This window comes from Isoptericola sp. NPDC055063, from assembly GCF_053608125.1.
The window spans coordinates 62,508-74,701 of sequence record NZ_JBSGUW010000020.1; the positions used below are offsets into that span (position 1 = coordinate 62,508).

11 protein-coding genes are annotated in these 12,194 nt (G+C 73.9%); all 11 read left to right on the plus strand.

Features of this window, described 5'->3' with window-relative positions:
- Positions 1 to 56: 56 nt before the first annotated feature.
- The 11 genes from argC (at position 57) to tyrS (ending at position 11,688) form a co-directional block, all read left to right on the plus strand.
- Positions 57 to 1,157, plus strand: coding sequence for an N-acetyl-gamma-glutamyl-phosphate reductase (gene argC / locus ACWF41_RS20305; RefSeq protein ID WP_380316487.1), 1,101 nt, complete (start codon positions 57 to 59; stop codon positions 1,155 to 1,157).
- On the plus strand, positions 1,154 to 2,344 hold the full coding sequence (gene argJ / locus ACWF41_RS20310; RefSeq protein ID WP_380316490.1) for a bifunctional glutamate N-acetyltransferase/amino-acid acetyltransferase ArgJ: 1,191 nt from the start codon (positions 1,154 to 1,156) through the stop codon (positions 2,342 to 2,344). The genes argC and argJ overlap by 4 nt, the downstream gene beginning before the upstream one ends.
- Positions 2,341 to 3,288 carry an acetylglutamate kinase gene (argB, locus tag ACWF41_RS20315; RefSeq protein ID WP_380316492.1) on the plus strand — a complete coding sequence of 316 codons (948 nt, stop codon included), beginning with the start codon at positions 2,341 to 2,343 and terminating at the stop codon, positions 3,286 to 3,288. Before argJ ends, argB begins: the two co-directional genes overlap by 4 nt.
- Positions 3,285 to 4,586 (plus strand): acetylornithine transaminase, encoded by a 1,302-nt coding sequence (locus ACWF41_RS20320; RefSeq protein ID WP_380316495.1) that lies wholly within the window; start codon positions 3,285 to 3,287, stop codon positions 4,584 to 4,586. Before argB ends, ACWF41_RS20320 begins: the two co-directional genes overlap by 4 nt.
- Entirely contained in the window at positions 4,586 to 5,518 is a 933-nt protein-coding gene (gene argF / locus ACWF41_RS20325; protein ID WP_380316498.1) for an ornithine carbamoyltransferase, read from the plus strand. Before ACWF41_RS20320 ends, argF begins: the two co-directional genes overlap by 1 nt.
- Positions 5,515 to 6,075, plus strand: coding sequence for an arginine repressor (locus ACWF41_RS20330; RefSeq protein ID WP_380316501.1), 561 nt, complete (start codon positions 5,515 to 5,517; stop codon positions 6,073 to 6,075). The genes argF and ACWF41_RS20330 overlap by 4 nt, the downstream gene beginning before the upstream one ends.
- A 122-nt stretch (positions 6,076 to 6,197) precedes the next feature.
- Entirely contained in the window at positions 6,198 to 7,427 is a 1,230-nt protein-coding gene (locus tag ACWF41_RS20335; RefSeq protein ID WP_380316504.1) for an argininosuccinate synthase, read from the plus strand.
- Positions 7,428 to 7,455: 28 nt separating this feature from the next.
- Positions 7,456 to 8,901 carry an argininosuccinate lyase gene (argH, locus tag ACWF41_RS20340; protein ID WP_380316516.1) on the plus strand — a complete coding sequence of 482 codons (1,446 nt, stop codon included), beginning with the start codon at positions 7,456 to 7,458 and terminating at the stop codon, positions 8,899 to 8,901.
- 154 nt (positions 8,902 to 9,055) lie between these two features.
- Entirely contained in the window at positions 9,056 to 9,682 is a 627-nt protein-coding gene (locus ACWF41_RS20345; protein ID WP_380326952.1) for a uridine kinase family protein, read from the plus strand.
- 41 nt (positions 9,683 to 9,723) lie between these two features.
- Entirely contained in the window at positions 9,724 to 10,365 is a 642-nt protein-coding gene (locus ACWF41_RS20350) for a DNA-3-methyladenine glycosylase (RefSeq protein ID WP_380326955.1), read from the plus strand.
- 63 nt (positions 10,366 to 10,428) lie between these two features.
- Positions 10,429 to 11,688 (plus strand): tyrosine--tRNA ligase, encoded by a 1,260-nt coding sequence (gene tyrS, locus ACWF41_RS20355; protein ID WP_380326958.1) that lies wholly within the window; start codon positions 10,429 to 10,431, stop codon positions 11,686 to 11,688.
- Positions 11,689 to 12,194 lie beyond the last annotated feature (506 nt).

Here is a 12,194-nt window from a genome sequence, read left to right on the forward strand (position 1 = left end):
CCCGGCCCTCGAGAAAGGGATCCCCACAGGCTGCATACGTATGTATAGTGCTGCATATGGTCAGCACCGAGTCGAGCACCGAGCCGCGCACGTTCCGCGTCGCCGTCGCCGGTGCCTCCGGGTACGCCGGGGGCGAGTTCCTGCGCCTCGCGGCGCGTCACCCCGCCCTCGAGATCGGGACGCTCACGGCGCACTCGAACGCCGGCGTGCGCCTGGGCGCGCTGCAGCCGCACCTGCGCTCCCTCGCGGACGAGGTGCTCGAGCCGACCACGCCCGAGGCGCTCGCGGGCCACGACGTCGTCGTCCTCGGCCTGCCGCACGGGGCCTCCGGCGAGATCGCCGCGCAGCTGCCCGACGACGTCCTCGTGCTCGACCTCGGGGCCGACCACCGGCTCGCCTCGGGCGCCGACTGGGAGCAGTTCTACGGCTCGCCGCACGCGGGCACCTGGCCCTACGGCCTGCCGGAGCTGCTGCACGCGGACGGCGCGGGCCACGTCACCGGCGCCCAGCGCGACCAGCTCGCGGGCGCCCGCCGGATCGCCGTGCCGGGCTGCAACGTCACGGCCGTCACGCTCGGCCTGCAGCCGGGCGTCGCCGCAGGCCTCGTGAGCCCGGCCGACGTCGTCGCGGTCCTCGCCAACGGATACTCCGGCGCAGGCAAGTCCCTCAAGCCTCACCTGCTCGCGGCCGAGGGCCTCGGCTCCGCCGCGCCGTACGCCGTGGGCGGAACGCACCGGCACATCCCCGAGATCACGCAGAACCTGCGCACCGCCGGCGCCCCTGACGTGACGATCAGCTTCACGCCCACCCTCGTGCCCATGTCGCGCGGCATCCTCGCGACCGTCACGGCGCGGCTCGCGCCCGGCCACGAGGACGCCACCGCCGCCGACGTGCGTGCCGCCTGGGCCGACGCCTACGCGGGCGAGCCGTTCGTCGAGCTGCTGCCCGAGGGGCAGTGGCCCACCACGGCCGCCACGCTCGGCGCGAACACCGCCCTCGTGCAGGTCGCGCTCGACGCGGCCGCCGGGCGGGTCGTGACCGTCACCGCCATCGACAACCTGGTCAAGGGCACCGCCGGCCAGGCGGTCCAGGCCATGAATCTTGCCCTCGGCCTGCCGGAGACGGCCGGCCTCGTCACCGAAGGAGTCGCTCCATGAGCATCACCGCACCGGCCGGGTTCCGGGCCGCCGGCGTCGCCGCCGGCCTCAAGGCGTCGGGCGGGCGCGACGTCGCGCTCGTCGTCAACGACGGCCCGCGACGCACGGCCGCGGCGGTGCTCACGACCAACCGCGTGCAGGCAGCGCCCGTGGTGTGGACCCGCCAGGCGGTGAGCGACGGCGCCGCGCGCGCGGTCGTCCTCAACTCCGGCGGCGCCAACGCGTGCACCGGCCCCGAGGGCTTCGGCGACACCCACCGCACGGCGGAGCACGTGGCCGCCGTCCTGTCCGCGAGCGCCGCGACGCCCGAGGACGAGGTCGGCGCCGGCGACGTGCTGGTGTGCAGCACCGGCCTCATCGGTGTGCGTCTGGCCATGGGCGCCCTGCTCGGGGGCGTCGACGCCGCGGCGGCCGCGCTCGCCGGCGACGGCGGCGACGCCGCCGCGGACGCCATCCGCACCACCGACACCGTCTCCAAGCAGGCGCTCGCGCAGCGCGACGGCTGGAGCGTCGGCGGGATGGCGAAGGGCGCCGGCATGCTTGCCCCGGGCCTCGCCACGATGCTCTCCGTCATCACGACGGATGCCGTCGTCGACGCCGCGACGGCCGACGCCGCGCTGCGGACCGCCACCCGGACGACCTTCGACCGCGTCGACTCCGACGGGTGCATGTCGACCAACGACACCGTGATCCTGCTGGTCAGCGGCGCGTCGGGCGTCGAGGTCGGCCTCGAGGAGCTGACGGCGGCGGTCACCGAGGTGACGGCCTCCCTCGCGCGCCAGCTCGTCGCGGACGCCGAGGGCGCGAGCCACGACATCGCCGTGACGGTCACCGGCGCCACCACCGAGGACGCGGCGGTCACCGTCGCCCGGGCCGTCACACGCTCCAACCTGTTCAAGGCGGCCATCTTCGGGAACGACCCCAACTGGGGCCGCATCGTGGCCGCCGTCGGCACCGTGCCCGAGGAGGTCGCACCCTACGACCCGCTGGCGCTCGACGTCACGGTCAACGGCGTGCAGGTGTGCCGGGCGCAGGGCGTGGGCGAGCCGCGCGAGCTGGTCGACCTCGCCGCGTCCCGCGAGGTCACCGTCGTGGTCGACCTGCACGCGGGCGACGCGTCCGCCACCGTGTGGACCAACGACCTCACGCACGACTACGTGCACGAGAACAGCGCGTACAGCTCATGAGCAGCGACGTCGTGAACGGGCTCGCGCCCGAGCAGAAGGCGGAGGTGCTCGTCGAAGCCCTGCCGTGGCTGCAGGAGTTCGCCGGGGCGCTCGTCGTCGTCAAGTACGGCGGCAACGCGATGATCGACGACGAGCTCAAGGCCGCGTTCGCGCAGGACATGGTCTTCCTGCGCCAGGTGGGCCTGCGGCCCGTCGTCGTGCACGGCGGGGGACCGCAGATCAACGCCATGCTGGAGCGCCTCGACATCCACAGCGAGTTCCGCGGAGGGCTGCGCGTCACCACGCCCGAGGCGATGGACGTGGTGCGCATGGTCCTCACCGGCCAGGTGTCGCGCGAGCTCGTGGGCCTCATCAACGCCCACGGCCCGCACGCCGTCGGGCTCTCCGGCGAGGACGGCGGCCTGTTCGGCGCGGTGCGCCGGCACGCGGTCGTCGACGGCGAGCCCGTCGACGTCGGCCTGGTGGGCGACGTCGTGCAGGTGCACCCGTCCGCGGTGCAGGACCTGCTGGACGCCGGCCGCATCCCCGTCGTCTCGACGGTGGCCCCCGACGTCGACGACCCGACCCAGGTGCTCAACGTGAACGCCGACACGGCCGCCGCGGCGCTCGCGGTCGCGCTCGGCGCCTCGAAGCTCATCGTGCTCACCGACGTCGAGGGCCTGTACACCTCGTGGCCGGACAAGGACTCCCTCGTCGAGGAGATCTCTGCGCCCGACCTCGCGGCGCTGCTGCCGAGCCTGACCGCCGGCATGGTGCCCAAGATGGAGGCCTGCCTGCGGGCCGTGCAGGGCGGCGTGCCGCGCGCCACCGTGATCGACGGCCGCCAGCCGCACTCCGTGCTGCTCGAGGTCTTCACCACCCGCGGCAACGGCACGATGGTCGTGCCGGCGCGCACCTCGGTCGCCCCGGCCGGAACCACCCCGGACAAGGAGGCGTCCGCATGAGCGACACCCTGCAGGCCGTGAGCGGCGGCGCGCTCGCCGACGCCTCGAACGCCGCCTGGACCGACCGCTACTCCCACGCCGTGATGGACACGTTCGGCCGGCCGCAGCGCGTCCTGGTCCGCGGCGAGGGCGCGTACGTGTGGGACGCGGACGGCCGCCGCTACCTCGACCTGCTCGCCGGGATCGCGGTCAACGCCCTCGGCCACGCGCACCCCACCCTCACGGCGGCGATCAGCGCGCAGCTCGGCACGCTCGGGCACGTGTCGAACTTCTTCGCCACGCCCACGCAGATCGGGCTGGCGGAGCGGCTGCTGCACCTCGCGGGCGCACCCGACGGCTCGCGGGTGTTCTTCACCAACTCGGGCACCGAGGCCGTCGAGGCGGCGTTCAAGATGGCGCGCCGCAACCGTTCCGACGGACCCGGCGAGGGCGCGTCCCGCACCCGGGTCCTGGCCCTCGAGGGGGGCTTCCACGGCCGGTCGATGGGCGCGCTCGCGCTCACCGCCAAGGCCGCGTACCGCGAGCCGTTCGAGCCGCTGCCCGGCGGTGTCGAGCACGTCCCCTTCGGCGACACGGCCGCGCTCGAGGAGGCGTTCTCCCCGGCCGCCGTCGCCCAGCGGGGCGGCGTCGCGGCCCTCGTCGTCGAGCCGCTCCAGGGCGAGGCCGGGGTCCGGGCCCTGCCCCCGGGCTACCTGGCGCACGCCCGTCGCCTCACGACCGAGGCGGGTGCGCTCCTCGTGCTCGACGAGGTGCAGACCGGCATCGGCCGGACCGGGTCGTGGTTCGCGTTCCAGCAGCCCGAGGTCGGCGGCGGCGTCGTGCCCGACGTCGTCACCGTGGCCAAGGGGCTCGGCGGCGGGTTCCCGATCGGCGCGGCGATCGCGTTCGGCGAGCGCGCGGCGACCCTGCTGGGCCGCGGCCAGCACGGCACCACCTTCGGCGGCAACCCCGTCGCCGCGGCCGCGGGCCTCGCGACGCTGGGCGTCATCGAGCGCGACGGGCTGCTGGACAACGTCCGCCGCGTGGGCGACTTGCTGCGCACCGGGATCGAGGCCGCCGGCAACCCGCTCGTCGCGGGCGTGCGCGGCCGCGGCCTCCTGCTCGCGGTGCAGCTCACCCGGCCCGTCGCGGCCGAGGTCGCCGCCGCGGCGCTCGACGCCGGCTTCGTCGTCAACGCCGTGGCGCCCGACGCGATCCGCCTCGCCCCGCCGCTCGTCCTGACCGCCGACCAGGCGCGCGAGGCCGCCGGCTTCTTCGCCGCCGTCACCGTCCCCAATACCTCCGAGAGCGAGCACTGATGCCCCGCCACTTCCTGCGCGACGACGACCTCACCCCCGACGAGCAGCGCGAGGTGCTCGAGCTCGGCATGGCGTTCCGGGAGGACCGGTTCGTGCGCTCGCCGCTCGCCGGCCCGCAGGGCGTCGCCGTCCTCTTCGACAAGCCGACGCTGCGCACCCAGGTCTCGTTCTCCACGGGCATCGCGGAGCTCGGCGGGTTCCCCGTGATCGTCGACGGCCGCCTCGCCCAGGTGGGCGTGCGCGAGTCCGTCGCGGACGTCACCCGGGTGCTGGACCGCCAGGTGTCCGCCATCGTGTGGCGCACCTTCGGGCAGGACCGCATCGAGGAGATGGCGGCCGTCTCCCGGGTGCCCGTGGTGAACGCCCTCACCGACGGCTTCCACCCCTGCCAGATCCTGGCCGACCTGCTGACCGTCGCGCAGCACCGGGGCGGGCTCGGCGCGCTCGCGGGCCAGCGCCTCGCCTACGTGGGCGACGCCGCGAACAACATGGCGGCGTCCTACCTGCTCGGCGGCGTCACCGCGGGCCTGCACGTGGCCGTCGCCGGGCCCGAGGGCTACCTCCCGCCCGACGACGTCGTGGCCCGCGCCCGCGAGATCGCGACGACGACCGGCGGGTCCGTCACCGTGACCACCGACGTGCGCGCGGCCGTGGCCGGGGCCGACGTCGTCGCCGCGGACACCTGGGTGTCGATGGGCGACGAGGAGGAGGCTGCCGACCGCCTCGCCGACCTCGCCGGCTACGGCGTGGACGACGCGCTCATGGCCGCCGCGGCCGACGACGCGATCTTCCTGCACTGCCTGCCCGCCTACCGCGGCAAGGAGGTCGCCGCGTCGGTGATCGACGGGCCCGCGTCGGTCGTGTGGGACGAGGCGGAGAACCGGCTGCACGCGCAGAAGGCGCTGCTGACCTGGCTCCTGGAGCACCGGTGAGCGCCCCGGACGGCGCCTCGTCGTCGGGCCCGGCCACGGGTCCCGTCGCCACCGGGCCGGCGACGAAGGCCGCGCGCCACGCGCGGATCGTCGAGATCGTGCGCCGCACGCCGATCCACTCGCAGGCCGAGCTGGCCCGCGAGCTCTCCGACGCGGGCGTGAGCGTCACCCAGGGCACGCTGTCGCGCGACCTCATCGAGCTGCGCGCCGAGAAGGTGCGCAACGCGGCCGGCTCCCTCGTCTACGCCGTGCCCGGCGAGGGCGGCGACCGCAGCGTCCAGGCGGCCGGCGAGGGGGAGAGCGAGGTCGGCTACGTCGCAGCGCGGCTCGCCCGGCTGTGCAGCGACCTCCTCGTGTCGGCGGAGGCGTCCGGGAACCTCGTGGTGCTGCGCACGCCGCCGGGCGCCGCGAACTACCTGGCGTCGGCGATCGACCACTCCGTCTTCCCGGGCGTCCTCGGCTCCATCGCCGGCGACGACACGATCCTCGTGATCGCGCGAGACCCGCTCGGCGGCGACGACCTCGCCCGCCGCTTCCTCGAGCTGACCCAACCCTGACCTGACCTGACCTGACCTGACCTGACCTGACCTGACCTGACCTGACCGACGGCGGGCCGTGGCCCCCGCAGGCAGGCGCTGCCAGACTTGACCCGAACCCCCTCGCCAGAAAGAGAACTGTGATGACTGATCGCGTCGTGCTCGCCTACTCGGGCGGCCTGGACACCTCCGTGGCCATCGGCTGGATCGCCGAGGCCACCGGGGCCGAGGTCGTCGCCGTGGCCGTCGACGTCGGCCAGGGCGGCGAGGACATGAACGTCATCCGCAAGCGCGCGCTCGACTGCGGCGCCGTCGAGGCGTACGTCGCCGACGCGCGCGACGAGTTCGCTGCGGAGTACTGCATGCCCGCCCTCAAGGCCAACGGCATGTACCTCGACCGCTACCCGCTGGTCTCGGCGATCTCCCGCCCGGTGATCGTCAAGCACCTCGTGCGCGCCGCCCGCCAGTTCGGCGCGACGACGGTCGCGCACGGCTGCACCGGCAAGGGCAACGACCAGGTCCGCTTCGAGGTCGCGACGACGTCGCTCGCCCCCGACCTGAAGTCCATCGCCCCGGTGCGCGACCTCGCCCTGACCCGCGAGAAGGCCATCGACTACGCCGAGCGCCACGACCTGCCGATCGCGACCACCAAGAAGAACCCGTTCTCGATCGACCAGAACGTGTGGGGCCGCGCCGTGGAGACCGGGTTCCTCGAGGACATCTGGAACGAGCCCACCAAGGACGTCTACTCCTACACCGACGACCCGACGTTCCCGCCGGTCGCCGACGAGGTCGTCGTCACCTTCGACCAGGGCGTGCCCGTGGCCCTCGACGGCGTGGCCGTGACGCCGCTGCAGGCCATCCAGGAGATGAACCGTCGTGCGGGCGCCCAGGGCGTGGGCCGCATCGACATCGTCGAGGACCGCCTGGTGGGCATCAAGTCCCGCGAGATCTACGAGGCGCCGGGCGCCATCGCGCTCATCGCGGCGCACCAGGAGCTGGAGAACGTCACGCTCGAGCGCGAGCAGGCCCGCTTCAAGCGCCAGGTCGAGCAGCGCTGGTCCGAGCTGGTCTACGACGGCATGTGGTTCTCCCCGCTGAAGAAGAACCTCGACACCTTCGTCGACGAGACCCAGAAGTACGTCTCCGGCGAGATCCGCATGGTGCTGCACGGTGGCCGGGCCACCGTGACGGGTCGCCGCTCGGAGCAGAGCCTGTACGACTTCAACCTCGCCACCTACGACGAGGGCGACGCCTTCGACCAGTCGCACGCCAAGGGCTTCATCGAGATCTACGGCCTTGCCGCCAAGCAGGCCGCGGCCCGCGACGAGCGGTTCGGCAACGGCGTGGACTTCGGCACCGGGGAGTTCTGACGTGGCGTCTTCTGATACGGGGTCCGAGGTGACGCCCGGCGGCCCGGACGGGACCGTGGGCCGGACCTCCGACAACGTCTCCCTGTGGGGCGGCCGGTTCGCCGGCGGCCCGTCGCCGGAGCTGCAGGCGCTGTCCCAGTCGACGCACTTCGACTGGGTCCTCGCCCCGTACGACATCCGGGGGTCGCGGGCGCACGCCCGCGTGCTGCACGCCGCCGGCCTGCTGAGCGACGACGAGCTCGCGGGCATGCTCGAGGCCCTGGACGTGTTGCTCGCCGACGTCGAGTCGGGCGCGTTCCTGCCTGTGCTCGGTGACGAGGACGTGCACACCGCCCTCGAGCGCGGGCTCATCGAGCGCGCCGGCGCCGAGCTCGGCGGCAAGCTGCGCGCCGGCCGGTCCCGCAACGACCAGATCGCCACGCTCGTGCGGCTCTACCTGCGGGACCAGGCGAAGACGGTCGTGGCCCAGGTGCTCGACGTCGTGGACGCGCTCGTCGGGCAGGCGCAGGCGGCGGGCGACGCCGTCATGCCCGGGCGCACCCACCTGCAGCACGCCCAGCCGGTCCTCGTGGCGCACCAGCTCCTCGCGCACGCGTGGCCGCTGCTGCGCGACGTCGACCGCCTCGTCGACTGGGACGTGCGCGCGGCGCGCTCGCCGTACGGCTCGGGGGCGCTCGCGGGCTCGTCGCTCGGGCTGGACCCGGCCGCGGTGGCGGCCGAGCTCGGCTTCGACGGCCCGGTGGAGAACTCGATCGACGGCACGGCCGCGCGCGACGTCGTGGCGGAGTTCGCGTTCGTCGCGGCGATGGTCGGCATCGACCTGTCGCGGCTGAGCGAGGAGATCATCCTCTGGAACACGAAGGAGTTCGGCTTCGTGCGGCTGGACGACTCGTGGTCGACCGGGTCGAGCATCATGCCGCAGAAGAAGAACCCGGACATCGCCGAGCTGGCGCGCGGCAAGGCGGGGCGCCTCGTGGGCGACCTCACCGGCCTGCTCACCACGCTCAAGGGCCTGCCGCTGGCGTACAACCGGGACCTGCAGGAGGACAAGGAGCCGGTCTTCGACCAGGTCGCCACCCTCACGGTGCTGCTGCCCGCGTTCGCGGGGATGGTCCGGACGCTCACGTTCGACACGGGGCGGACGGCAGAGCTCGCCCCGCAGGGCTTCTCGCTGGCGACCGACATCGCCGAGTGGCTGGTGCGGCAGGGCGTCCCGTTCCGGGTCGCGCACGAGGTCGCGGGCGCGTGCGTCCGGGTCTGCGAGGAGCGCGGCATCGAGCTGTGGGACCTCTCGGACGCGGACCTCGCCGCCATCTCGGAGCACCTGACGCCGGGCGTCCGCGAGGTCCTGAGCGTCGAGGGGTCCGTGGCCTCGCGCGACGGCGTCGGCGGCACCGCCCCGGCACGCGTCGCGGAGCAGCTCGAGGAGGCCGCGGGACGGTCCGCGGAGTTCCGCTCCTGGGCGGAGGGCTGAGCCACCCACCGGACGCAGACGGCCGTGCTCCCTACGCGGGAGCACGGCCGTCGCCGTGCTGGCAGGCAGGATGGGGGGCGGGCCCGTCGTGGCGACGGCGGGCGCGATGCACCTACGCGACCGCGCGGCGCCCGCGCGGGAAGGAGCTGTCCGGATGACCGTGCCGTTGGACGTGCTGGACGTGCTCGTGGACCGGGTGTGCAGCGCCGCCGCGCGCCTGCCTGGCCCGGCGGCGCCCGCACCGTGGCGCCGTACCCGCCTCGTGTGCGTGGACGGCCCGGCGGGGTCGGGCAAGACGACGCTCGCCACGCAGCTGGCAGTGCGGTTCGCGTGCCAGGTGGTGCACCTGGACGACCTCTACGAGGGGTGGGAGGCGGGCCCCGACGGCGGCGCTCGTCGGCTGGGCGAATGGGTCCTCGAGCCGCTCGTGGCCGGGCGGCCGGGACGGTACCGCCGGTACGACTGGGAAGCGCAGGTGTACGCGGAGGCGCACGACGTCGAGCCCGCGCCCGTGCTCGTGGTCGAGGGCTGCGGGGCCGCCGCACGCCAGGTCGACCCGTGGGCGGCGGTGCGGGTGTGGGTCGAGGCGGACGACGGGGTGCGGCTCGCGCGAGGGTTGCGCCGTGACGGAGAGCAGGCCCACGCGCAGTGGCTGCGATGGATGGCCGACGAGCGCACCCATTACGCCACCGAGAGGACGCGGGAGCGGGCGGACGTCCGGCTCGACGGCGTGGGTCGTCTCGTCGCCGCCTCGGCGACCTCGCCGGTCGGGCCGCGATGAGCGGGCCGCGCACGGGGAGCGACCGCGCGGTGGGTCGCGACATGATCCCTGGCCGTGACTGGTTCGAGCGCGACGTGCACGTCGTGGCGCGCGAGCTGCTCGGTGCGCTCCTGACCCGCCGCACCCCCGGCGGCGCCGTCACCGTGCGGATCACCGAGGTCGAGGCCTACGCGGGCCCGGCCGACCCGGGCTCGCACGCGTTCCGCGGGGAGACGGCGCGCAACCGCACGATGTTCGGCGAGGCCGGGCGGGTCTACGTGTACCGGCACCTGGGGCTGCACCACTGCATGAACGTCGTGTGCAGCCCGCCGGGCGAGGCGTCGGCGGTCCTGCTGCGCGCCGGCGAGGTGGTCGAGGGCGCCGACCTGGCGCGCGAGCGGCGCGCCGCCGCGGGCGTCACCCGGTCGGACGTTGACCTGGCGCGCGGCCCGGCGCGCCTCACGGTCGCACTCGCGGTCACGCGGGACGACGACGGGCGGGACGTCACCGACCCCGGGGGAGAGCTCGTCCTGCGCGTGCCGGCGACCGTCGACCGCGCCGGAACGGAGGTCGTCGCCGGCCCGCGGGTGGGCGTGAGCGGCGACGGCGGCCGCGCGGACCTGTTCCCGTGGCGGGTCTGGCTCGCCGGCGACCCCACCGTCTCGCCGTACCGCGCCGCGGGACCGCGGCGCCGGTCGCGGTAGCGGTCGGGCACACTAGGAGGGCGACCCGTCCGGGTCGCGACCCCCTTTCCCGAGGAGCACACGGTGACCGACGTTCTCGACGAGCTGCACTGGCGGGGCCTGGTGGCGCAGTCCACCGACGAGGCCGCGCTGCGTTCTGCGCTGGCCGAGGGACCCGTCACCTATTACGCGGGCTTCGACCCGACGGCGCAGAGCCTGCACATCGGGCACATGGTCCAGCTGCTGAACATGCGCCGTCTGCAGCTCGCGGGGCATCGGCCGCTCGCGCTGGTCGGCGGGGCGACGGGGCTGATCGGCGACCCGCGGCCCACCACGGAGCGCTCGATGCAGTCGCGCGACGTCGTGGCCGGATGGGTGGACCGCATCCGCGGGCAGATCGAGCCGTTCCTCGACTTCGAGGGCCCTGCCGCGGCGCGCATGGTCAACAACCTCGACTGGACCGGCTCGATGTCGGCGATCGACTTCCTGCGCGACGTCGGCAAGCACTTCCGCGTGGGCACCATGCTGTCGAAGGACATCGTGGCCCGCCGTCTGCGCTCGGACGAGGGCATCAGCTTCACCGAGTTCAGCTACCAGGTGCTGCAGGGCATGGACTTCCGGGAGCTGTACGAGCGGCACGGCTGCACGATGCAGCTCGGCGGCAACGACCAGTGGGGCAACCTGCTGTCTGGCGTCGAGCTGATCCGCAAGACGCACGGAGCTGCGGTGCACGCCCTCACCTCGCCGCTCATCACCAAGGCGGACGGCACCAAGATGGGCAAGTCGGAAGGCGGGGCCGTGTGGCTCGATCCGGAGCTGACGAGCCCGTACGCCTTCTACCAGTTCTGGCTCAACACCGCGGACGCGGACGTCGTGAAGTACCTCAAGGTGTTCACCTACCGCTCGCGGGAGGAGATCGAGGCCCTCGAGGGGGAGGTAGCCGAGCGGCCCTTCGCCCGCGAGGCGCAGCGCACCCTGGCCGGCGACCTCACGACGCTCGTGCACGGGCAGGGCGCCACGGACGCCGTGATCGCGGCGAGCCAGGCCCTCTTCGGCCGCGGCGAGCTCCGGGGCCTGGACGCCGGCACGCTCGGCGCCGCGGTCGCCGAGCTGCCGCGGACGACGGCGAAGGCGGGCGACCTCGTGGTCGACGCGCTCGTCGGGTCGGGCCTCGTCGCGTCGAAGGCGGCCGCGCGCCGGGCCATCGGCGAGGGCGGCGCCTATGTGAACAACACGAAGGTCGCCTCCGAGGACGCCGCGCTCGCGGCGGAGGATCTGCTGCACGGCCGGTACGCCGTGCTGCGCCGCGGCAAGCGGACCCTTGCGGTGGCCGTGGCGGAGTGACCGAGGCGGAGTGACCGTGGCGCGCAGCGCCGTGACCGGGGCCCGGGTGGGAGCGAAGAGCTCTCGCCCGGGCCCCTGGTCGTAGCGCGTGCCCCGCGGTCCGTGCCCACGAGCAGGTCGGACGCGTATCGGCGCAGGTCAGAGGGCGATTTGGTACCCCGGCGGAACTGTGTGTAATGTTCAGGTCGTTCGCCCGACAGGGAGAACGGACACCGAGGAGACAGCCGAGAGGCTGGGTACCGGTGGCCGGCCCGGGGCGGACAACCCGAATCCTTCTTCACGAGGACGCCGCGTGCGCCCTCGTTCGGGAACGGGTCGTTCGAACCAGCGCTTCAGAGCTTCGGCCGGAAGTTGACGGGGCAGGACGAACCGAGTAAGGTTGAGGGGTTGCCCCGGCGGGGCTGGAACGGGAATGGTTCTGGTCTTGTGGGTGTGCGTCGGTTGTTTGAGAACTCAACAGTGTGTTTGATAGTCAATGCCAAATTTTTGGAACCTTTGTTGGTTTC